This window comes from Uliginosibacterium gangwonense DSM 18521, from assembly GCF_000373965.1.
Classification (GTDB): domain Bacteria; phylum Pseudomonadota; class Gammaproteobacteria; order Burkholderiales; family Rhodocyclaceae; genus Uliginosibacterium; species Uliginosibacterium gangwonense.
This window is the reverse complement of sequence record NZ_KB892863.1, coordinates 62119-83808: the sequence shown is the minus strand read 5'-3', so window position 1 is coordinate 83808 and position 21690 is coordinate 62119. Positions and strand designations below refer to the sequence as shown.

Genomic DNA, 21690 nt, shown 5'->3' with positions numbered 1-21690 from the left:
TTTGCCATACACTCAGTCCACATTCTTGAGTCGCCACCGCTATAATTCGCCTCTTCCACCGCACGCCGGACCAGGACATCCCGCCCTGCGCCCGCCGCGCGGTGCAGTGCTTTCCCAATCCAAGCCATGAATGCTTCTGCTGCAAGCTTTGCTCCGCTTCAACCTCTGTCTCTGATTTCCCTGCCCAAACCGGGCCAGCGTTTTGATTTGCCTCGTCTTCACGGGGCAGCAGACGCAGCGGCCTTGGCCCAGATCGCGGCACAAGGGCAAAAGCTTTTGGTGATTACCGCCAATCCACTGGATGCACAACGCTTGAGCGAGGAAATTGCCTGGTTTGCCCAAAACCTTAAGGTACATTTGCTACCGGACTGGGAAACGCTGCCCTACGATAGTTTCTCCCCTCACCAGGATTTGATCTCTGAACGCTTGGCGACCCTGTATGCGATTCAAAAGGGCGAATCGGACATCACCATTGCACCAGCCTCCACGGCTTTGTATCGCATGGCGCCTCCGTCTTATCTGGCAGCGCACACCTTCTTCCTGAAGACCAAAGAGAAGCTTGACCTTGAAGCATTCAAGCTGCAGATGGCGCTGGCAGGCTATGAACACGTGACCCAGGTGGTACGGCCCGGAGAATTCTCGGTACGTGGCGGGCTGATTGATCTCTTCCCGATGGGCTCTCAACTGCCTTATCGGATCGACCTGTTTGATGACGAGGTCGACACCATCCGCACCTTTGACCCGGATTCCCAACGTACCGTCTTCCCCGTCCCGGAAATCCGCCTGCTCCCGGCGCGTGAGTTTCCGCTCGACGAGAAGGCACGCAGCGATTTCCGCGCCCGTTTCCGTGAGGCGTTTGAAGGGGACCCCACCAAGTCCTCTATCTACAAGGATATTTCGAACGGCGTGGCGCCCGCAGGGATCGAGTATTACCTGCCCCTTTTCTTTGAAACCACGGCCACGCTCTTTGACTACCTGCCCAAGAACGTGATGCTCGCCACTCACCAGGATGTGCCTGCAGCAATCGAAGCATTCTGGGACGAGGCCAACAATCGCTATAAATTGATGGCCGGTGATCGCGCCCGCCCCTTACTCGCGCCTACCCGTCTGTTTTTACCTGCTGAAGACTTCTTCATTGCCGCCAAGGAACTGCCCCGGCTGACAATTGGTGAGCGTAACGAAGCCGTAGCGCCCACCGCCCCCCTGCCAGACTTGGCAGTAGAGCGCAAAGCCAGCGATCCGTTGCACAAGCTCAAGCACTTTCTTGGCAATTTCCCGTGGCGGGTTATCTTGCTGGCAGAATCAGCGGGGCGAGCACAGACCATCAGCGATTATTTTGCCGAATATGAACTCAAGCCCAGCTCCAGTGCTGATCTGGCGGGCTTCCTGGCAAGCGATGCAAAACTGGCGCTGACGGTCGGACCGCTTTCAGCGGGGTTTGTCTTTCCTGAGGCCAATATCGCCATCCTGACGGAAAACGAACTCTATGCCAGTCAGGCACGCCCGCGCGGACGTGGCCGAGACACCCGCAAGAGTACCGTGGAAGGCTGGCTCAAGGATCTCTCCGAACTCAAAGTGGGTGATCCAGTGGTGCATGCGAGCCACGGCATCGGCCGCTACCTGGGTTTGGTGCATATGGACCTGGGCGAAGGAGACACGGAATTTCTGCATCTGGAATATGCAGAGGACACCAAGCTCTACGTACCAGTTTCCCAACTGCATGTCATCACCCGTTATGCAGGCGCCGACCCAGATGGCATTGCGCTGCACAAACTGGGTTCTGGACAGTGGGAAAAAGCCAAGCGCAAAGCAGCCCAACAGGTACGGGACACGGCTGCCGAGCTACTCGTGCTGTACGCCAAACGCGCCGCCCGGCCAGGGCATAAGTTTGACTTCAAACAACACGATCTGGAAGCGTTTGCCGAAGGTTTTGGCTTTGAGGAAACACAGGATCAGCTGGCAGCAATCAATGCGGTTGTGGAAGACATGCGATCCGGGCGCCCAATGGATCGGCTGGTGTGCGGCGACGTAGGCTTTGGCAAGACAGAAGTGGCGTTGCGCGCAGCCTTTATTGCGATTGCCGATGGCAAACAGGTCGTCGTACTCTGCCCCACTACCTTGCTGGCGGAGCAGCACTTCCAGACTTTCTCTGATCGCTTTGCGGATTGGCCCGTCAAGATCGCAGAACTCTCACGTTTCCGCAGCGCGAAAGAACAAACTGAAGCGCTTGAGCAGTTGGCCGAAGGCAAGGTTGATATCCTCATTGGCACTCATCGTCTGTTGCAAAAGGACGTGGTCTTCAAGCGGCTGGGCTTGGTGATTATTGACGAGGAACACCGTTTCGGCGTGCGTCAAAAAGAAACACTCAAAGCCTTGCGCAGCGAAGTCGACATCCTGACTCTCACTGCCACGCCCATTCCACGTACATTGGGAATGGCGATGGAGGGCTTGCGCGAATTTTCCGTGATTGCCACTGCGCCGCAGAAGCGCTTGGCGATCAAGACCTTTGTGCAAAGCTGGTCAAAAGGGATTGTACGCGAGGCGGTATTGCGTGAATTCAAACGTGGTGGGCAAGTATACTTCCTGCATAACGAAGTTGATACCATTGAGAACATCCGCCAATCCCTGACCGAGTTGCTTCCCGAAGCCAGAATCGTGGTGGGCCATGGGCAGATGAACGAGCGCGAACTGGAACGAGTGATGCGGGACTTCACCGCCCAACGCGCCAACCTTTTGCTATGCACCACGATTATCGAAACCGGGATCAACATTCCCACGGCAAACACCATCGTCATTAACCGCGCAGACCGCTTTGGCCTTGCACAATTACACCAATTGCGCGGCCGTGTCGGGCGCTCTCACCACCAGGCCTATGCCTACCTGCTGACCGACGCCAATGCCAAGCCGAGTGCAAACGCACAAAAGCGGCTTGAGGCTATCTGCATGATGGAAGAATTGGGTTCAGGCTTCTACCTCGCCATGCACGACCTTGAAATCCGTGGCGCAGGTGAAGTGCTGGGTGAATCACAAAGTGGAGAAATCCAGCAGGTCGGTTTTTCGCTCTACACCGAAATGCTCAAACGGGCAGTCAAAGCCCTGCAATCTGGCAAGGAAGTTGACCTGGCGCAGCCGCTGGACGTAGCCTCAGAAATCAATTTGCATACCCCAACCCTGCTTCCAGATGCCTATTGCAGCGACATCCAGGAGCGCCTCACGCTCTACAAACGCATGGCCAACTGCGAAGACAGCGATGAACTGCAATTGATCCAGGAAGAACTCATCGACCGTTTTGGCGAGATGCCCCCGCAAACACAGGCGCTACTCGAAACCCATCGTCTGCGCATTGCCGCCAAGCCACTGGGAATCATCAAGATCGACGCATCGGACATGCGCGTCCACCTGCAATTTGAGGCCAATCCACCGATTGAGCCGATCAAAATCATCAAGCTGATTCAGAACAATCGGAACTGGAAGCTGGCGGGGCAGGACAAACTGACCATCAACATTACCGCCAATACACTGAATGAGCGCGTCAGCAAAGTACGCAACGTGATCAAACAATTGGGAGCATAAAAAAGGAAAGGCTACGGAGATGATCCCGTAGCCTTTCAAGCGCAAATCAAACAAACTTGTAGGCATCCATTGCCAACACGCCGCCATCAAAATATTCAAAACTGGATTCCACTTTGTAGCCTTCCCCTGCCGCGCCCAAGGCCACAAACAGTGGTAAAAAATGCTCGCTCGTAGGGTGCGCACGGCGAGCATGCGGCGCCAGATGTTCCCATTGCAGCAATTCCTCTGTGTTGCCACTGCGCACGCGTTGGTCGACCCAATCCCGGAATTCCTTCACATACGGTACAGCACCGGACGAAACCGGATTCACGAAGAAATCACGCAGGTTATGTGTCATATGCCCGGAGCCAATGATGAAAACGCCCGTATCCCGCAAAGCCATCAGCGCGCGCCCGAGTGCAAGATGATGCGGCGCCCCCAGTGCGGGCTGCACTGAAAGTTGCAACACGGGAATATTGGCGCGCGGATACATCTTGAGCATGGGAATCCAGGCGCCGTGATCCAAGCCCCTACAGCCCTCAATGCCCGCAGAAAACCCTGCGTCACGCAAGAGCTGCAGGGCTTCCTGCGCAACGTCTGGTGCGCCAGGGGCCGCGTAGTGGATACGGTAAAGTTCTTCGGGGAACCCGCCAAAGTCATGAATCGTTTCCGGCTGAGGATTACCGCCCAACAGGGGAATCCCACTTTCCCAGTGTGCGGAGACCATCAACACGGCACGCGGAACTGGAATTCCTGCAGCAAACTCCGCCCAAGCCGTTGCTGCCGTGCTGGGTTCAATGGCATGCATCGGTGAGCCATGGGAAATAAACAAAACAGGCATGCGGGTCGTCACGATAAGCTCCTCAGTGCCGCATCAATTAGGCGGCTTGAAATCCATGAGGTGATTGTGCTCATCCCTACTGCAGAGATAAAGCAGCGCATGTACAATTATTTATTGCCAAATTCGCAACAAAGGGCTTCTCATGGATCGTTTCGATGCAATGCAGGTTTTTTGCAAAGTCGTGGAAATCGGCAGCTTTGCGGGTGCAGCAGACCGGATGGACCTTTCGACTTCGGCCGTGTCACGCCAAGTCGCACAGCTGGAAGCCATGCTGGATGCGCGCCTGCTCAACCGCACCACACGCCGCATCAGCCTGACGGAGAATGGTCGCGCTTATTACGAACGCTGCCTTCAGATCTTGGCCGATCTAGCAGAAACCGAGGAAATGGTGGGCACCCATACCGCCAATCCACGCGGCACACTACGCCTGACAGCCCCGGTCAGCTTTGGCGCAACCCATTTGGCCCCCGCCTTAGGTGAGTATGCAAGAGCCTACCCTGGGATGAAGTTCGATGTTGTACTGGCTGACCGGGCAATCGATCTGATTGAAGAGGGGATTGATCTGGCCATCCGGATTGGCGCCCTAGGCAGCCAGAACCTGGTTGCGCGCCGTATTGGCTCCGCCCGCACAATGATCTGCGCCAGCCCGGAATACCTGGCCCGACGCGGCGCACCCCAAACACCGGAAGACTTTGCTCAGCATGACTGCCTAACCTACGCCTACACGGGCGACCCGCATATATGGGTCTTTGCGCATGGAGACGAGCCTGCACAAAAGATCCACGTCAACGGCGCCATCCATGCCAACAACGGCACAGTACTTGCAGAAATGGCCGCCGCGGGCATGGGCATTACCCGTGCGCCGGATTTCATCCTGCGTCCTTTGGTTGAAGATGGCCGCTTGCAGGAGATCATGACGCATTGGCCGATCCCCCCCCTGGCGATTTCTGCGGTCTACCCAAGCCGCAAACATCTGTCCGCCAAGGTGCGCAGCTTCGTCAGCCACATGGAACAGTGGCTGGACAAACACTATTCAATCAAGGCCAAAGAATAGAGAAGAGAAGCAACTATGCGCATTACGCTTGCCAAGACCCACTGTTCTTGCGCAAAACATGCGTAACCATGCCCAAAACCAAAGCTTATTGATGCAAACGCAGAGCGGGAGGTCACGAGTCGGGTTAAACTGGCGGCTGGTGATTATAGAAGCCCTCAATCAAGGGATAAACCGAACATTCCAGTCACCACCAGTGCTGGAATCAAGGTGAGCTTGTGATAGAGCTTTGTTTGGATTTGAATGCCTAAACGTACATTCTTTGCACAAACATAACTATAACGCTTAATTCATGCAACAAAACAATTCATGCACACAAATATTGCATAACGCACCAAATTGATTCACATGCTGTGATATCTATGGACAGGTTGCGATAAGGCCAAGGTCAAGCTAAACAATTGGTTTATTTGACACTTTTCTGATTTGGAAAAACTGGCCTCGTTTTTGCTGAATGTTTTTGAGCAAGGCGCTTTGCTCCAGTGGCGTGCGAAGCAAAGCCATACATAGCAATTTATTTTAAGAATCGAACGGTTATGCCTGAACAAGATAAACAACATACTCTGCATCGAGGGTTAAAGAATCGCCACATCCAACTGATTGCGCTGGGTGGCGCCATCGGAACCGGGCTCTTCCTGGGGATTGCCCAAACGATCAAACTGGCCGGGCCTGCCGTACTGTTAGGCTATGCAATCGCCGGGCTGATTGCTTTCTTCATCATGCGCCAATTAGGCGAAATGGTTGTCGAAGAGCCCGTAGCAGGCTCCTTTAGCCACTTTGCCAACAAGTACTGGGGCAGCTTTGCCGGTTTCATTTCAGGCTGGAACTACTGGGTACTGTATGTACTGGTCAGCATGGCCGAACTCACGGCTGTAGGCATCTACGTGCAGTACTGGTGGCCAGGCATCCCCACCTGGATTTCCGCCCTGTTCTTCTTTGTGGTCATCAATACCATCAACCTGCTGCATGTGAAACTCTTCGGTGAGATGGAATTCTGGTTCTCCATCATCAAGGTTGCCGCTATCATCTGTATGATCGCTTTTGGCGCTTTCCTGCTCTTGAGTGGTCATGGTGGCCCGCAAGCCAGTGTTACGAACCTATGGCAGATTGGCGGCTTCTTTCCGCATGGGCTGAGCGGCCTGATCATGGCGCTGGTAATCATCACCTTCTCGTTTGGCGGCCTGGAACTCGTCGGGATCACCGCTGCCGAGGCAGACGACCCCGCAAAAAGCATCCCCAAAGCGACCAATCAGGTGATCTACCGTATCCTGATCTTTTATGTGGGCGCGCTGGCTGTGTTGCTGTCCCTGTACCCGTGGGACAAGGTTCAGGAAGGCGGTAGCCCCTTTGTGATGATCTTCCATGCGCTGGATGCGAATTTTGTTGCCACGATCCTGAACATCGTGGTTCTGACCGCAGCATTGTCTGTCTATAACAGCTGCGTTTACTGCAACAGCCGCATGCTGCTGGGGTTGGCGGTCCAAGGCAATGCCCCGCGTGCGCTGGCCAGCGTAAATCAACGCGGTGTACCCGTTGTGGCGCTTGGCGCCTCTGCCCTGGCAACGGCGTTTTGCGTGCTGATCAACTACCTGATGCCCGGCAAGGCTTTTGGCCTGCTGATGGCACTGGTCGTCTCCGCACTGATCATCAACTGGGCAATGATCACCGTTACCCATATCATGTTCCGCAACGCCATGCACAAGCAATCGCTCACCCCACGTTATCGCAGTTGGGGCTACCCCATCACCAATGCCATTTGTTTGTTGTTCATGGCAGGTATTCTGATTGTGATGTGGATGACGCCAGATATGCGCATCTCGGTATCCCTGATCCCAGCATGGCTGGTAATTCTTGGCGTGTTGTACTTCTTCCGCCAAAAGCTTCCTGCCCAAGCCAAGCCAGGCCTGGAAAACGCCTGATCTTGATTCAACCAAACGTGCGCCATCAGCGCAAAGCCGTGGCTCACGATTGGCTGACTGGATCAATTTCCGGACATCCCTCTAAAATTTGAGAGCATTGTGAGCATGTCATACCAGATCGACGACAACGACCGAAAGCTGCTGGATTTTTTACGTCTGAATGGGCGTCTCACCAACCAGGAGCTTGCCGATCTCATCGGCCTTTCCGCCTCGCAATGCTCACGACGGCGCATCGCCTTGGAGCAAGCCGGACTGATTCTTGGCTACCATGCCCAACTTGCTCCGGAAGCTGACGGCACCCCGGTCATGGGCGTAGTAGAAGTGCGGATGGTGAACCATTCCCCGGATGCGGTCGAAGTTTTCCATCAGTTCGTCCAGCAAAAGAACTCGATTCTTGACGTGCTCAAGCTGACTGGCGATTATGACTATCTCATCAAGGTAGCCGTTGCTGATCTGGCTGACCTGAGCCGCCTGATTCAAGAACTGGCTTCGCTGCGTAACTGCGTCAGCCACCTACGGACCTCTGTCGTGCTGGAGCGCCTCAAAGAAGCAGGTGTAGTGATTACACCTCACAATGCAGCACAACAATAAAACCCCCAGGCAAAACAGATTCGAATAAGCATTCAACTCCATGACAAGCGCAACCCTCCCTGCCCCCGTACCCCATACACCTGTTGAAGATATTTTGGCCCTGTTGCTAGGGACGCTCGTAGTCTCTTTTGGAGCCAGTCTGCTCAAGCAGGCCGGGGCACTCACAGGAGGGATGGCTGGACTTGCCTTCTTATTGCATTACGCAACAGGCATCAAATTCGGCGTCGCCTTCTTTTTCCTCAACATGCCATTTTACTATCTGGCATTTCGCCGGATGGGCCGCGCCTTCGTCATCAAAACATTTTCGGCTGTCGCCCTTGTTTCGCTGTTTACCGAACTGCACCCGCATTTCATCAATATTTCGCATCTAAACCCTCTGTACGCGGCAATATTTGCAAATGCAGTCATGGGGCTCGGCTTTATCGTCCTATTCCGCCATAAGGCGAGCCTGGGCGGCGTCAATATCCTGGCGCTCTATTTGCAGGATCGCTACAACATCAGGGCTGGAAAAGTGATGATGGCGGTCGATGTCGTGATCGTGCTGTCATCCCTGATGCTGGTCAGCGTCCCGCTGCTGCTGGCTTCTATTTGCGGCGCAGTCATTCTCAATTTTATTATTGCCCTGAATCACCGCCCCAACCGCTATCTTGCCTAAGCGCGCAACCTACGTCACACCCCACTGAATCTCTTTGGATGCTATAACATGTTCAAGCATATCGACGCCTACGCTGGCGACCCCATCTTGTCCCTGATGGAAACATTCAAGACAGACCCACGTGCCGACAAGGTCAACCTGAGCATCGGGCTCTATTATGACGGCAAGGGTGTAATCCCCCAATTGGATACTGTGCAGGAAGCATACGCCCGGCTCACCTCCCGCCGTACAACGCCAAGCCTCTATCTGCCGATGGAAGGCATGAAGCCCTATCGTGAAGCAATCCAGCAATTGCTCTTCGGCACTTCATCTGAAGCCCTTCAAGCTGGCCGTATCGCTACGATCCAAACCCTGGGCGGTTCTGGTGCTCTGAAGGTGGGCGCTGATTTCCTGAAACGTTACTTTCCGCATGCTGAGGTGTGGGTGAGCAACCCGACCTGGGATAACCACGTAGCAATCTTTGAAGGGGCAGGTTTCAAAGTCCATACCTATCCATATTTCGACCCCAAGACTTTGTCCGTCGACTTTGCTGGCATGACCACCACCCTGGGCAGCTTGCCAAAGGAAAGCATCGTCCTGCTGCATCCGTGCTGTCATAACCCAACGGGTTCTGACCTCACCACTGCGCAATGGGATCAGATCGTCAAGCTGGTGCAAGAGCGCAATCTGATCCCCTTCCTGGATATCGCCTACCAAGGCTTTGGCGCCGGGATGGAAGAAGATGCATATGCCATTCGTGCCCTGGCGGCCGCAGGAATTCCCTTCCTTGTTGGGAATTCATTTTCAAAGATTTTTTCGCTGTATGGCGAACGGGTTGGCGGACTGTCGGTTGTGTGTGATGACGCCTCCAGCGCCGAACGGGTTTTGGGCCAACTCAAGGCCACGGTACGCCGAAACTACTCCAGCCCCCCGACTCTGGGTGCAGAACTCGTCAATATCGTTCTCAGTGACGCCGTACTCAAAGCGAGCTGGTTAGCCGAAGTCGAAGCCATGCGCACGCGCATCCTGGACATGCGCCAAACGCTCGTGGCGACGCTCAAGAAACCCTTGCCTGAACGTGACTTTAGCTACCTCACTGCTCAGCGTGGCATGTTCAGTTACACAGGGCTCTCCTCTGAGCAGGTTGATCGACTGCGCGAAGAATTCGGGATCTATTTGGTTCGCAGTGGGCGTATCTGCGTTGCCGGGCTGAACAACAGCAACGTTGAACGCGTGGCCGAAGCATTCGCCAAAGTTCTGTCCTAAGCATCTTCTCCCCTTCATTTGTTGTGTGGCGCCTGTTGTGTGGCACCTTTGCCCCGGTGCCACACACCAAGATGACCTCTGCATCTAGTCTGTTTTCAGCCCTTCCTCTGTTTTCCTGATAAGCATCTGAATATTGCTTCGTTCTGTTCAGATCATCCAAGCCATACATTTCTCCGAATCCCCCAGAGATTGATTGCAGCGCACGGAGCGGAGCCCCCTGCCATGCAATCTTCTCGTGGTCATTCCTATCCAAAATTAAGGAGAAACATCATGAGCATTCAAGCAATCAACGTCCGCAACCAATTCAGGGGCAAGGTCAAAGAAATTGTAAGAGGCGATGTTGTCAGCGAAGTGGATGTGGAAACCCCTTCAGGCATCGTGACTTCTGTCATCACCACCCGCTCCGTCGATGAGCTGGGGCTCAAAATTGGTAGCGAAGTCGTCGCCCTGGTGAAGTCCACCGAAGTATCCATCGCCACGCTCTAACAAAAACAATATGCAAGTGAAAATTTCTTCTTTCCTGCAAAGGGCACACCCCGACTAAAGTAGGTGAGACACCGCAACAAGAGAGAACATACCATGAGCATTGCATTTATCTCTGGCAGCCCATCCGCCACATCGCGTAGCTCACTGCTACTCAAGGAGGTTCAGCAACGCTTGGCCTCATCTGGCGAAGAAACGGAATGGATCGCCGTTCGTGATCTTCCCGCCACAGCGCTCCTGCAGGCCCAGGCAGCCGAACCAAACATTGCAAAAGCAGTCAGCCAGGTTTTGCAGGCACGTGCGATCGTGATCGCCAGCCCTATCTATAAAGCAGCATACAGTGGCTTGCTCAAAACCTTTCTTGATCTGCTCCCACAGAAAGCATTTGAAGGAAAACTGGTTTTGCCGCTTTCTTCGGCAGGCAGCCCTCTACATGTACTCGCACTAGACTTCACGATCAGGCCGGTACTGGCTGCGCTCGGCGTCCGCGAAGTCATCCCACCCGTCAGTGTATTGGATTCCCAGATTCAGGTTGCGGCAGACGGCACAACGACATTTGACTCGCATATTCTAACGCGTCTGGATGACACGCTGGAATTGCTGCGTGACCGGCTCCATAGCCAGGATCTTGATGCACTACATCGACGCACACAGCAGAACCTACCGCTTTCCGCCGTACCACTGGGCATTTGAAAGGAAAATCCATGCAGCATTTACGTCGTCACCTCCTTGGTGGCCTGATAGGACTCGCCCTGACGGTGCCATCCCTTGCCCACGCCACCCCGGAGCAATTGCGGATTGGCTATCAAAAAGGCTCGCTGGCGCTTGTTGTGCTGAAAGAAAGCACCCATCTGGAACAGCGCCTCAAGGGCACCAAGATTACCTGGGTCGAATTCCCAGCTGGCCCCCCGTTGCTTGAAGCACTTGCAGTCGGCAGCATTGATGTGGGTTCTACGGGCGATTCGCCACCTGTTTTCGCGCAGGCTGCAGGCAAAGATCTCATTTACATCGCATACGAATCACCCGCGCCAGAAGGTTCTGCGATCGTCGTCCCAAAAGACTCCCCAATTCGCGCACTCGCTGATCTCAAAGGCAAACGCATTGCCTTCACCAAAGGCAGCAGTGCTCACTTCCTGACTGTGCAGGCACTGAAAAAGGCGGGGCTGACCCTCGCAGATATCACCCCGGTCTACCTGCAACCAGCAGAAGCCCGCGCAGCCTTTGAAGGCGGCAATGTGGATGCCTGGTCTATATGGGACCCCTACTACGCGGCAATTGAGCAATCAAACAAAGCACGGGTTTTAACCACCAGCAAAGGGCTGAGTCCCAACAATTCCTTCTACCTCGCCAGCGCAGGCCTGACTCGTGAATCCCCGGATACCGTCAAGGCTTTGCTGGAAGAAATCAACAAGACGTCCATCTCATCCCAGCGCCCTCACGAGACCAGCCAACTCATCACACGCCTGTTGGGATTGGAACCTGCGGTGGTTGAACGCTTTGTGGCACGACGCCCCGGCTCACCTGTTCTGCCGCTCACGCCCAAAGTGATTGCCGAGCAACAAGCGGTGGCAGACACATTTTTCCAGGCCAAACTGATTCCCAAACCTATCAAGGTTGCAGATGTGATCTGGCGCAATAACAGCCAATCCAAAAACTAGAATTGTTTCAGCATAACAGAGAGATATGACATGAAAATTTTATGGTTCCTACCCACACACGGTGACAGCCGCTATCTTGGCACTTCAGAAGGCGCCCGTGAAATCAGTTACGATTATCTGCGTCAAGTGGCACAAGCCGCTGATCGGCTCGGCTATTATGGCGTGCTGACACCCACCGGGCGTTCCTGCGAAGACCCTTGGGTGGTAACGTCCAGCCTGATTGGGGCAACAAAAAACCTGCGTTTTCTCGTGGCTGTTCGCCCCGGGCTGCATCAGCCTGCACTTGCCGCCCGCATGGCGGCAACATTCGACCGCCTCTCCAATGGACGCTTGCTGATCAACCTAGTTACAGGTGGAGATGCAGCGGAACTTGAAGGTGATGGCGTCAAGACCACTCATGCACAACGCTATGAAGCCTCCACCGAATTCATCCGCATCTGGCGAGAAATTCTAGAGCGCAGCCACAGCGGAGAAAGCTTTGACTTCGAGGGCAAGCATCTCTATGTAAAAGGCGCCAAGCTGCTCTACCCCCCGGTACAAAAACCTCATCCCCCCGTCTGGTTTGGAGGTTCATCAGAAGCAGCACATGAACTCGCCGCTGAAGAGGTAGAAACATATTTGTCATGGGGCGAGCCGCCGGAAGAAGTCCGCAAGAAGTTCAACGACGTGCGCGCTCGCGCAGCCAAACATGGCCGTAGCGTAAAATTTGGGGTCCGTCTGCACGTTATTGTGCGCGAAACCGAGGAAGAAGCCTGGGCAGCCGCCGATAACCTGATCAGTCGGCTCGATGACAAAACGATAGCCTCGGCACAAGCCACTTTTGCCAAAATGGATTCCGAAGGGCAACGCCGCATGGCAGCCCTGCATCGTAAAGGCAGTGGGCGCACCCGTGCAGAACTCGAAATCAGCCCGCACTTGTGGGCAGGAGTCGGCCTTGTACGGGGTGGGGCAGGCACCGCCATTGTCGGCAACCCACAGCAAGTCGCAGCCAAACTGCGTGAATATCAAGACGCGGGCGCGGAGGCCTTTGTGCTCTCGGGCTACCCTCACTTGGAAGAAGCCTACCGCTTTGCCGAACTGGTGTTCCCCTTGCTACCTCTGGAGCATACCCTGCCAGAAAGTCTGCCTGGGCGCAAACTGGCAGGCCCTTTCGGCGAAGTGGTGGCCATTGATCACATTCCCAGACACGCGGCCCAAAGCTAAGGAGTCATCATGGCAAGCCCTTCCCTTCCCCGTTGGCAGCGCCTGACGCCCTGGTTGCCACCACTTGCCCTGCTCATATTATGGCAGGTGCTGGCACAGACTGGGTTTATCTCGGTACGCATACTTCCATCGCCAGCGAGCGTCGCCCAGGCGGCTTGGGAGCTGACCTTGAGTGGTGAGCTTCCATACCATGTTCTGGTCAGCACTCAGCGGGCCTTGCTTGGATTTGCCATTGGGGGAGGCGCAGGCCTATTGCTGGGCTTGGCAACAGGCAGTTTCCGCCAATTGGAAACATTGCTCGATACCAGTTTGCAGATGCTGCGCAACATCCCGCCCTTGGCACTCATTCCGCTCGTCATATTATGGTTTGGTATTGATGAGGGAGCGAAACTCTTTATCGTATCAATCGGCGTATTCTTTCCACTCTACCTCAATACTTTTCACGGCATACGTTCAGTCGATCCGGGATTGATCGAAATGGCGAAAAGTTATGGGCTCTCGCGCTGGGCGCTTTACCGTGAAGTCATACTTCCCGGCGCCTTATCGTCCATCCTTGTAGGTGTACGTTTCTCCCTAGGCTTGATGTGGGTACTGCTAATTGTGGCAGAAACCATTTCTGCCAATGCGGGCATTGGTTATATGACAATGAATGCCAGAGAGTTCCTGCGCACAGATGTCGTGCTGGTCGGCATTCTCGTCTACGCCTTGCTGGGCAAGCTTGCTGACCTGATTGCACGGGCATTGGAACGTTTCTGGTTGCGCTGGCATCCAGCCTACCAATCCTGAGGAGCCAAGGTATGCATAATCACCCCATTGAAACAGCTGCAGTCGCAGCCCCTCAGCTTTCCGATTCCGGGATTGCCTTACGCCTGCAAACGATTGCCAAGCACTATGGCCAACGCCAGGTTCTGCATGACATCAATCTGGAGATCAAGCCGGGCGAGTTTGTCGCCATCGTCGGGCGTAGCGGATGCGGCAAAAGTACCTTGTTACGCTTGGTTGCCGGGTTGGAAGCCTATCAGGCTGGGGCAATACTCTACGATGGCGTGGCGGAAGACCGCAGGCATGACACGCGGATCATGTTTCAGGATTCACGCCTGCTACCGTGGAAACGCGTCATCGATAATGTACTGCTGGGCTTGGGACCGGATGCCTTTCCCCTGGCGCAAAGCGTACTCAACGAGGTGGGGCTTGCCGACCGGGCTCATGACTGGCCTGCTCGCCTATCCGGCGGACAACGGCAGCGAGTAGCCTTGGCACGTGCGCTGGCCCATCAACCACGTTTGCTACTGCTGGATGAGCCACTAGGCGCCCTGGATGCCCTGACGCGGATTGAAATGCATACATTGATCGAACGCCTATGGCGTGAACATGGCTTTACAGCATTGCTAGTCACCCATGACGTTACGGAAGCCGTGGCGCTGGCAGACAGGATCGTATTGATTGATGAGGGGTGTATCACGCTCAACCTGCCAGTGCCGTTGCCACGCCCCCGAGAGCGGGGCAAGGAGTTTGCTGCCTTGGAAGAGCATGTGCTACGGCAGGTCTTGAAGCAGAACCACTACCCACAACCATTGGAGCTTACCGCCGACCCCTTATGGCCCCCAGCTGGACAGGTACGTTGGGCAATCTGAGCAAGGTTTACGATCTTGCAACGGGGGGCTTATTGGCGCGTGTGTAAAGGACCCCATTCCCCCGCGCCTCCTGTCACTACAGATCGTAAACCAACCACCTAACGCGCACAGCTATGGATCATTGGACTCTGACGTTATAATACATTTGTCTAAATGCAAATTCCGAGTCCAGTGCGTCTGTCCTCCTCTCTCAAAAAACAACTCATCCGCCTTGATCTTGTTCGCTTCTCCGCCTGGAGGGAACGTCTTGTGGTCTGGGTTGCTGCCGCATGTGCCGGTCTGGTCGTAGTGTGCTTCACATGGATGACAAACCGGGCCATCGATCTGTTTGGCGGCATCAGGCACCATTCCATCTGGTGGCCTCTGATCCTCACCCCCATAGGTGGCATGGCTGTGGTATGGCTCACCCAACGCTTTGCCCCAGGCAGCGCCGGCAGTGGCATCCCACAAGTCATGTCTGCACTGCACCCTGCACTTCCCGATACCATGGTGAAACGCTTTGTTTCCCTGCGTCTGGCGTTGGCCAAAATAGTCCTTGGTGCCAGTGCCTTACTTGCAGGCTTCTCCACTGGACGGGAGGGGCCTTCTGTTCAGATCTCAGCCAGCGTGATGCATGCATTTCAGCAGATTGGCGGGGCTTTGCCCCGCATCAGTCAACGCGATTTGCTGTTGGCCGGTGGTGCAGCAGGTATTGCTGCTGCGTTCAACACGCCACTGGCTGGAATCATTTTTGCAATTGAAGAGCTTTCGCGCCAATTTGAGCAGAAATCGAGCGGAATAGTGGTCTCCGCGATTGTTCTGGCTGGTGTGGTAGCCATATCCCTGGAAGGGAATTTCACCTACTTCGGGCGCCTCCAGATTAGTCGGCTTGATTCAGACCTGATCTTTCCCGCCCTGTTCTGCGCGCTGGGGGCAGGGAGCTTGGGCGGGCTGTTTTCGCGGTTGCTGATCGAATCCAGCACCGGTGTGCAGGGATGCATCCACACTTTCCGGCGCAGCCACCCCGTGTGGTTTGCAGGTATGTGCGGCTTTGGCATTGCGTTGCTGGGCCTCGCAAGCGACGGAGCGGCCCATGGCAGTGGCTACGCCTATACCCGCGAGATTCTGGAGGGATCAAGACAGATGCCGATCATCTACGTGCTGATCAAGTTTGTAGCCACCTGGCTTTCATACTGGAGCGGTGTTCCAGGCGGGATTTTTGCCCCATCTCTGGCGATTGGCGCCGGGTTTGGCAATGATGTCTCCATCCTATTTCATACCCCTGCAATGCCGCTGGCTACGCTGGGGATGGTAGGTTTTCTGGCAGCGGCCACCCAAGCACCCATTACTTCTTTCGTCATTGTAATGGAGATGATCGACGGGCATGGAATGGTGCTCAGCCTCATGGCTACAGCCCTACTGGCCAGCCTGATATCGCGCCTGGTCTCACCTGGCCTTTATGGAACCCTCTCCCGCCTGCAACTTGAAGCCGCGGGTGTCAAGCAAGGCATCCATCACCACTAAAATATTTGTGCAAATGTATTTACATGCTAACATGGAAGCACAATAGCAAGAGGATCTGCCTTCAGTGGGGGCAATTTCAAAATGCATCCACATGTTTTTTGTACTACAACAAAGATCACATACTTACCATGACGTCGCCACAAATCGAGGCCTATGCACTGGATCTGGAAGTGTTACGCCAGTTTCGCATCATCTTCAAATCGGTTCGACGCCATTTTCAGCTTATTGAGAAAACAGTCGGCATCAGCGGTTCTCAACTTTGGGCAGCGGCAGCCATTGCCGAACACCCCGGTATCCGGGTCACGGAATTGGCAAAGACCATGTCGGTTCACCAAACAACCGCCAGCAACTTGGTTGAGAAGCTCGTTGAACTAGGTTTTGCAAAGCGGGAACGCAGCAGTCAGGACAGCCGCATGGTTCTGCTGTATATCACCGAACTGGGGCAAAGGCGCCTGGAAGCGGCCCCTGGCCCCATGCAAGGCGTACTGCCGGATGCATTAGGGAAAATGCCCTATTCCACCCTCACCAGCCTTCACAAAAACCTAACAGAGTTGCTTGCAAAGATGGATTCACTGGCATTACACGGGGAAGACACTCCCTTAGCAGATATGTAACAGCTCCCTTCGCTGAATCAATGGGCACGGATTGATTTGGAAACGGAATCATCCAATCAACCGGACAAAACGAATTTTGTTTTGTCGACCACAAGGAGATCATATGATTGACTTGCCCACCTTGATATCAGACATCGCCTGGCCGCTTGTCATTCTATTGGCATGGTGCATTGGTGAATATGCATACGGGCGACTAAAACTGCCACGCATCAGCACTTATGCATTAGTTGGCTTTCTTCTCGCCCCCACACAGTTGGCGATTTTGCCACCCGCCAACACAGACGCCATGCTTCTGTTGGCAAACATTGCATTCGGCCTGATTCTTTTTGAATGCGGGCATCGAATCAACCTCGCATGGTTACGCGCGAACCCATGGATAGGGATTACCTCAATCACAGAGTCCTGTCTGACGTTCGTGGTCGTGTACGCGCTCAGCATGTGGTGGGAACAACCCCAAACAACATCGCTGCTGCTTGCCACATTATCCATGGCAAGTTCGCCTGCAGCCATTATCCGTGTTATCAATGAGCACCGCAGCGCCGGGCAAGTCAGCGAGCGTGCAATTCATCTCTCTACCCTGAATTGCGTATTAGCCGTATTTGCGTTCAAGGTTGTCGTGGGCTTATTTGTGTTTCAAACCTCGGGAGAGCTTTCACAAGCCATTTATCGCAGTGGTTTCGTCATTCTTGCCTCGGTACTGCTCGGCATCATGATGAGCATGGCAATGCCGACATTGCTACGCCTGCTCAAGCGCAGCTGTCATGATGCGACCCTGGCCTTTGCCCTTGCAGTCATCCTGCTTGTATCACTTACACATAGCCTTAAGCTATCTCCTGTGCTGGCAGCGCTAACATTTGGGCTTTTTTCCCGCCATCGTCGTGCCGTGCTGAACTATTCTCAGCGTGGGTTCGGAACACTGGGCGACCTGTTCTCAGTGCTGCTGTTTGTGTTTGTTGCCGCATCGCTGGAGTGGAGGAATGTTCAATCTGGCATCCTTCTTGGGTTTGTCGTTGTCATTTCTAGGCAAGCCGTAAAGATTTTCAGCACCACCATGCTTTCTCATGTCAGCGGAATTTCATGGAAAAAGGGGATTTTCACCGGCCTCGCTATGGCGCCATTATCCGTATTCGTCATTTTGGTATTGGAGCAAACTCGTCACATTGGCGTAGACTTGGTTGATCAATTCGCCCCACTGGCAGCAGCGGCCATGGCAATGGAACTGTTCGGACCGATACTGACTTGGCTATCCTTGCGCTGGTCACATGAGATACCCCAAAGACAGGAGGGCTAAGATATGCCGATCGAGAACTTCAAAACCTCACACGCCCTGACTATGGGCGTAGAGCTTGAGTTGCAGTTGGTTAACCTAAGTGATTTCGATCTGACAGCTGCCTGCCCGGACATGCTGGAGTTGCTCAGGCGTAAACCTTTCCCTGGAAACGTTACGCCAGAAGTCACCGAAAGCATGATTGAAATCTCCACTGACGTGCAAACTGAATATGGCCCGCTACTCGGACAACTGCTGGAGATTCGGGATACTCTCCTCCTGGCTGGCGAGCGTCTTAATATTGGCATCTGCGGTGGTGGCACTCATCCATTTCAACACTGGTCGGATCGGCGCATCTTTCCCAAACCCAGGTTCCTCGAAGTCTCTGAACTCTATGGTTATCTCACCAAGCAATTTACCATTTTTGGTCAGCATATCCATATCGGTTGCGAGAGTGGAGATAAGGCGCTCTTTCTTTTGCATGCACTCAGCCGCTTCGTACCACAATTCATTGCGCTGTCCGCATCCTCTCCCTTCGTGCAGGGTACAGATACGCTTTTCAATTCTGCCCGCTTGAACTCTGTATTTGCCTTTCCTTTGAGTGGCAGGGCACCCTTCCTACTACAATGGGATGTTTTTTCTACCCAATATTTTGACAAAATGGAGCGCACGGGTATCGTCAAGAGCATGAAGGATTTTTACTGGGATATTCGCCCCAAACCAGAGTATGGGACGATTGAACTACGTGTATGCGACACCCCGTTATGCGTCAAGCGTGCTGCAGCGCTGGCGTGTTATCTGCAAGCACTTTCCGGCTATCTGCTGGAATGCCACGATGCGCCCCCCGCTGAAGACGATTATCTAGTCTACAACTACAACCGTTTCCAGGCGTGCCGTTTTGGTTTGGATGGCATGATTGTTCACCCTAAGAGCTATGAACAAACCTTGCTGCGGGATGATATCCAAAACACCTTGGACCTCATCGAACCCATCGCAGAAAAGCTTGGAAGCCTATCTGCGCTGGAAGAGATTCGCCAGATCGTGTTAGGCGGTAATGATGCAGGGTATCTGCGAAACGAATATGTCGACAGGGGCTCTGTCGAAGAGATGGTGAATGCCGCTTTGCTACGTTTCACGCAATAATAGAAGGCATCGTTTTACTTGTTGCACATACAAAAAAGCCGGGTCACAAAACCCGGCTTTTTACCTTAATATGCCTGAATTACTTCAGGGTCGTCATGGCCACATGATCCATATCCGGGAAGGTTTGGTTTTCACCGCACATCCCCCAGATGAAGGTGTAAGCCTGCGTCCCCACACCGGAGTGGATCGACCAACTCGGGCTGATGACGGCTTGTTCGTTGCGCATCACCACATGGCGGGTTTCAGTCGGCTCACCCATCAAATGGAAAACTGCTGCATCGGCCTGCAAATTGAAGTAGAAATAGACCTCCATGCGACGCTCATGGGTATGACACGGCATGGTATTCCACATACTGCCTTCTTCCAGAACGGTCATGCCCATGACAAGCTGACAGGAGTCCACCACACCCGGCACGATGTACTTGTTGATGGTGCGGCGGTTGGAATTTTTGACGTCCCCCATCGTTTGTGGGCTGGCCATTTCCTGAGTGATTTTCTTGGTCGGGTAGGCAGCGTGGGCAGGCGTGCTGTTGTAGTAGAACTTGGCCGGGTTGGCGGCAGACTTGCTCTTGAAAGAGAGATCCTTGGAACCCTTGCCGATATAAAGCGCTTCCTTGGCGGCGATTGCGTACTCCACCCCATCGACCACGATCACACCGTCACCACCGATGTTGATGACCCCCATCTCGCGGCGCTCCAGGAAGAAGGACGTACCGTAGGTCTTGCCCAGATCCGGTAGAGTAACCACGGCAGCCACCGGCATGATGCCACCGAAAACAAGGCGATCAACATGGCTATAGGTCATAGTGATCTGGTCAGCCACAAAAATCTGCTCAACCACGAACTCCTTGCGCAAACCTTCGGTGTCAAGAGTCTTGGTATAAGCTGCATTGCAAGATTGGCGAATATCGATCTGCATGGTCACTCCGCTATTTGGTTAGGTAGATTCACACGCAAGGGGCTCTCGGGCCGAGCTGTCTGACATGCGAACCATAAGACAGACAAGCATTCTAGTACAGAACGGGGAGAGGAAAAGCCAAGCATTGCAAGCATGTAAATCCCTATCAGGATTTACATCAACCACGCATCAATCAGATGATTAGATGGGCTCGCCAACCTTGAACAGAGTGAAGAAATTGCGTGTGGTGGCGTCGGCAACTTCCTCAAGCGAGATGCCACGCAAGCGCGCGATTTCGGCAGCCACGTAGGGCACGTATGAAGGTTCGTTGAGTTTGCCACGGTATGGCACTGGGGCCAGATAAGGCGAATCGGTTTCTATCAGAATCCGCTCAAGTGGGATGGCTGCCGCCACTTCCTTGATCTGCGTAGCATTCTTGAAGGTCAGAATGCCCGAGAAAGAAATATAGAAGTTCTCTGCCATGGCCTGCTCTGCCACCGCGAGCGTTTCAGTGAAACAGTGCATCACCCCGCCTACCTTGGCCGCCTGCTCTTCACGCAGGATGCGGACCACATCTTCGGCCGCCTCGCGGGTATGAATCACCAAAGGCTTATTGCAGACCCGCGCAGCCTGAATGTGGCGCCGGAAGCGCTCACGCTGCCATTCGGGGCGATCCTTGTGCCAATAGTAGTCCAGCCCTGTCTCACCAATTGCAATCACGCGTGGATGAGCCGCCAATTCAACTAGGCGCTCAACAGAGGGGTCTTCGCCTTCGGTGTACTCAGGATGCACACCAACCGAAGCAAAAATATGTTCATGCTGCTCTGCCAGTGCAAGCACATTGGGCAGGCTTTCAATACTCACACCAATGCAGACGGCGTGTGACACGTGCGCCTGGGCCATGCGTTCAAACAAGGCAGAGCCCTGTGCTGCCAAATCTTCAAAATCAATATGGCAGTGAGAATCAACGAACATGTGAGCAGATCGAATTGATCAATGAAAAATCAAAGGGTATGGGTAGGACGCGAGGAACCCAGCGCATTGGCCAGGATTTGTTCAATCTTGATCTTGACCGCGTTGCCGCCTTCGTCGGGGGTGAACTGCACACCGACCCCTTGGGTTTTGTTGTTTTGTGCGTTGGCAGGCGTAATCCAGGTAATACGGCCCTTCACGGCAAGGCGTGCAGGATCATCCATCAACTGCAACAACATAAATACCTCATCCCCTGGGCCATAGTGCTTGGCAGTGGGAATGAACAGCCCCCCATTTTTTAGAAAGGGCATGTAGGCTGCATACAGCGCGGATTTTGAGTTGATGTTAAGCGACAACACCCCTGCGCGTGCAGTCGTCACTGGCTGTTGTTTTGGATCCATCTTACTAAGCCCCTTAGAGAATCAGAATGATACTCCATCACCCACTTTGCTGTAATACCG

General features: G+C 54.0%; 20 protein-coding genes. 16 read left to right on the top strand and 4 right to left on the bottom strand.

All coding sequences use genetic code 11. The features are described from left to right. The first annotated feature begins 126 nt into the window (after positions 1-126). A complete protein-coding gene (gene mfd, locus B145_RS0116645; protein WP_018608852.1) occupies positions 127-3573 on the top strand; it encodes a transcription-repair coupling factor in 3447 nt (1148 codons plus the stop codon). Between the two features lie 46 nt (positions 3574-3619). On the opposite strand, the gene B145_RS0116640 is transcribed toward mfd, so the two are convergent. After that, positions 3620-4405, bottom strand: a complete 786-nt coding sequence (locus B145_RS0116640; RefSeq protein WP_211209855.1) for a DODA-type extradiol aromatic ring-opening family dioxygenase — start codon at positions 4403-4405, stop codon at positions 3620-3622. A gap of 130 nt (positions 4406-4535) precedes the next feature. Here B145_RS0116640 and B145_RS0116635 point away from each other — a divergent pair, with 130 nt between their 5' ends. From B145_RS0116635 to B145_RS0116565, 15 genes are all read left to right on the top strand, one after another. Beyond that, on the top strand, positions 4536-5447 hold the full coding sequence (locus B145_RS0116635) for a LysR family transcriptional regulator (RefSeq protein WP_018608849.1): 912 nt from the start codon (positions 4536-4538) through the stop codon (positions 5445-5447). 533 nt (positions 5448-5980) lie between these two features. Continuing rightward, positions 5981-7363 (top strand): amino acid permease, encoded by a 1383-nt coding sequence (locus B145_RS0116630; protein WP_018608847.1) that lies wholly within the window; start codon positions 5981-5983, stop codon positions 7361-7363. A 105-nt stretch (positions 7364-7468) separates the two neighbouring features. Beyond that, on the top strand, positions 7469-7954 hold the full coding sequence (locus B145_RS0116625; protein ID WP_018608846.1) for an Lrp/AsnC family transcriptional regulator: 486 nt from the start codon (positions 7469-7471) through the stop codon (positions 7952-7954). Between the two features lie 40 nt (positions 7955-7994). Then, on the top strand, positions 7995-8609 hold the full coding sequence (locus tag B145_RS0116620; RefSeq protein WP_018608844.1) for a YitT family protein: 615 nt from the start codon (positions 7995-7997) through the stop codon (positions 8607-8609). Positions 8610-8657: 48 nt separating this feature from the next. After that, a complete protein-coding gene (locus B145_RS0116615) occupies positions 8658-9854 on the top strand; it encodes an amino acid aminotransferase (protein WP_018608842.1) in 1197 nt (398 codons plus the stop codon). Positions 9855-10124: 270 nt separating this feature from the next. Next, a complete protein-coding gene (locus B145_RS0116610; RefSeq protein WP_018608839.1) occupies positions 10125-10340 on the top strand; it encodes a TOBE domain-containing protein in 216 nt (71 codons plus the stop codon). A 93-nt stretch (positions 10341-10433) separates the two neighbouring features. After that, positions 10434-11030 carry an NADPH-dependent FMN reductase gene (ssuE, locus tag B145_RS0116605; protein WP_018608837.1) on the top strand — a complete coding sequence of 199 codons (597 nt, stop codon included), beginning with the start codon at positions 10434-10436 and terminating at the stop codon, positions 11028-11030. An 11-nt stretch (positions 11031-11041) separates the two neighbouring features. After that, positions 11042-11995: a sulfonate ABC transporter substrate-binding protein gene (locus B145_RS0116600; protein ID WP_018608835.1), complete on the top strand. Its 954-nt coding sequence runs from the start codon at positions 11042-11044 to the stop codon at positions 11993-11995. A gap of 30 nt (positions 11996-12025) precedes the next feature. Then, on the top strand, positions 12026-13198 hold the full coding sequence (gene ssuD, locus B145_RS0116595) for an FMNH2-dependent alkanesulfonate monooxygenase (RefSeq protein ID WP_018608833.1): 1173 nt from the start codon (positions 12026-12028) through the stop codon (positions 13196-13198). A gap of 9 nt (positions 13199-13207) precedes the next feature. Beyond that, a complete protein-coding gene (gene ssuC / locus B145_RS0116590) occupies positions 13208-13984 on the top strand; it encodes an aliphatic sulfonate ABC transporter permease SsuC (RefSeq protein WP_018608831.1) in 777 nt (258 codons plus the stop codon). Positions 13985-13995: 11 nt separating this feature from the next. Then, positions 13996-14832: an ATP-binding cassette domain-containing protein gene (locus B145_RS0116585; protein ID WP_018608829.1), complete on the top strand. Its 837-nt coding sequence runs from the start codon at positions 13996-13998 to the stop codon at positions 14830-14832. Positions 14833-14985: 153 nt separating this feature from the next. Beyond that, the gene (locus B145_RS0116580) at positions 14986-16335 is read left to right on the top strand and encodes a chloride channel protein (protein WP_018608827.1); all 1350 of its coding nucleotides are present in this window, start codon (positions 14986-14988) and stop codon (positions 16333-16335) included. Positions 16336-16358: 23 nt separating this feature from the next. After that, positions 16359-16949, top strand: coding sequence for a MarR family winged helix-turn-helix transcriptional regulator (locus B145_RS0116575; RefSeq protein ID WP_018608824.1), 591 nt, complete (start codon positions 16359-16361; stop codon positions 16947-16949). 103 nt (positions 16950-17052) lie between these two features. Next, positions 17053-18240, top strand: coding sequence for a cation:proton antiporter (locus B145_RS0116570; RefSeq protein WP_018608822.1), 1188 nt, complete (start codon positions 17053-17055; stop codon positions 18238-18240). A gap of 3 nt (positions 18241-18243) precedes the next feature. Further along, on the top strand, positions 18244-19359 hold the full coding sequence (locus B145_RS0116565; RefSeq protein ID WP_018608820.1) for a YbdK family carboxylate-amine ligase: 1116 nt from the start codon (positions 18244-18246) through the stop codon (positions 19357-19359). Positions 19360-19438: 79 nt separating this feature from the next. On the opposite strand, the gene kduI is transcribed toward B145_RS0116565, so the two are convergent. The 3 genes from kduI to B145_RS0116550 all read right to left on the bottom strand — a co-directional run bounded on the left by kduI (position 19439) and on the right by B145_RS0116550 (position 21630). Next, a complete protein-coding gene (kduI, locus tag B145_RS0116560) occupies positions 19439-20278 on the bottom strand; it encodes a 5-dehydro-4-deoxy-D-glucuronate isomerase (protein WP_018608819.1) in 840 nt (279 codons plus the stop codon). Between the two features lie 180 nt (positions 20279-20458). Further along, complete coding sequence (locus tag B145_RS0116555) at positions 20459-21232, bottom strand: TatD family hydrolase (protein ID WP_018608817.1); 774 nt, start codon at positions 21230-21232, stop codon at positions 20459-20461. A gap of 29 nt (positions 21233-21261) precedes the next feature. Beyond that, the gene (locus B145_RS0116550) at positions 21262-21630 is read right to left on the bottom strand and encodes a PilZ domain-containing protein (protein WP_018608815.1); all 369 of its coding nucleotides are present in this window, start codon (positions 21628-21630) and stop codon (positions 21262-21264) included. Positions 21631-21690: the final 60 nt, after the last annotated feature.

Bases quoted from the DNA above. Each gene is read 5' to 3' on its own strand.
- mfd (WP_018608852.1), top strand. From the start codon at position 127: ATGAATGCTTCTGCTGCAAGCTTTGCTCCGCTTCAACCTCTGTCTCTG.
- B145_RS0116635 (WP_018608849.1), top strand. From the start codon at position 4,536: ATGGATCGTTTCGATGCAATGCAGGTTTTTTGCAAAGTCGTGGAAATC.
- B145_RS0116630 (WP_018608847.1), top strand. From the start codon at position 5,981: ATGCCTGAACAAGATAAACAACATACTCTGCATCGAGGGTTAAAGAAT.
- B145_RS0116625 (WP_018608846.1), top strand. From the start codon at position 7,469: ATGTCATACCAGATCGACGACAACGACCGAAAGCTGCTGGATTTTTTA.
- B145_RS0116620 (WP_018608844.1), top strand. From the start codon at position 7,995: ATGACAAGCGCAACCCTCCCTGCCCCCGTACCCCATACACCTGTTGAA.
- B145_RS0116615 (WP_018608842.1), top strand. From the start codon at position 8,658: ATGTTCAAGCATATCGACGCCTACGCTGGCGACCCCATCTTGTCCCTG.
- B145_RS0116610 (WP_018608839.1), top strand. From the start codon at position 10,125: ATGAGCATTCAAGCAATCAACGTCCGCAACCAATTCAGGGGCAAGGTC.
- ssuE (WP_018608837.1), top strand. From the start codon at position 10,434: ATGAGCATTGCATTTATCTCTGGCAGCCCATCCGCCACATCGCGTAGC.
- B145_RS0116600 (WP_018608835.1), top strand. From the start codon at position 11,042: ATGCAGCATTTACGTCGTCACCTCCTTGGTGGCCTGATAGGACTCGCC.
- ssuD (WP_018608833.1), top strand. From the start codon at position 12,026: ATGAAAATTTTATGGTTCCTACCCACACACGGTGACAGCCGCTATCTT.
- ssuC (WP_018608831.1), top strand. From the start codon at position 13,208: ATGGCAAGCCCTTCCCTTCCCCGTTGGCAGCGCCTGACGCCCTGGTTG.
- B145_RS0116585 (WP_018608829.1), top strand. From the start codon at position 13,996: ATGCATAATCACCCCATTGAAACAGCTGCAGTCGCAGCCCCTCAGCTT.
- B145_RS0116580 (WP_018608827.1), top strand. From the start codon at position 14,986: ATGCAAATTCCGAGTCCAGTGCGTCTGTCCTCCTCTCTCAAAAAACAA.
- B145_RS0116575 (WP_018608824.1), top strand. From the start codon at position 16,359: ATGCTAACATGGAAGCACAATAGCAAGAGGATCTGCCTTCAGTGGGGG.
- B145_RS0116570 (WP_018608822.1), top strand. From the start codon at position 17,053: ATGATTGACTTGCCCACCTTGATATCAGACATCGCCTGGCCGCTTGTC.
- B145_RS0116565 (WP_018608820.1), top strand. From the start codon at position 18,244: ATGCCGATCGAGAACTTCAAAACCTCACACGCCCTGACTATGGGCGTA.
- kduI (WP_018608819.1), bottom strand. From the start codon at position 20,278: ATGCAGATCGATATTCGCCAATCTTGCAATGCAGCTTATACCAAGACT.
- B145_RS0116555 (WP_018608817.1), bottom strand. From the start codon at position 21,232: ATGTTCGTTGATTCTCACTGCCATATTGATTTTGAAGATTTGGCAGCA.
- B145_RS0116550 (WP_018608815.1), bottom strand. From the start codon at position 21,630: ATGGATCCAAAACAACAGCCAGTGACGACTGCACGCGCAGGGGTGTTG.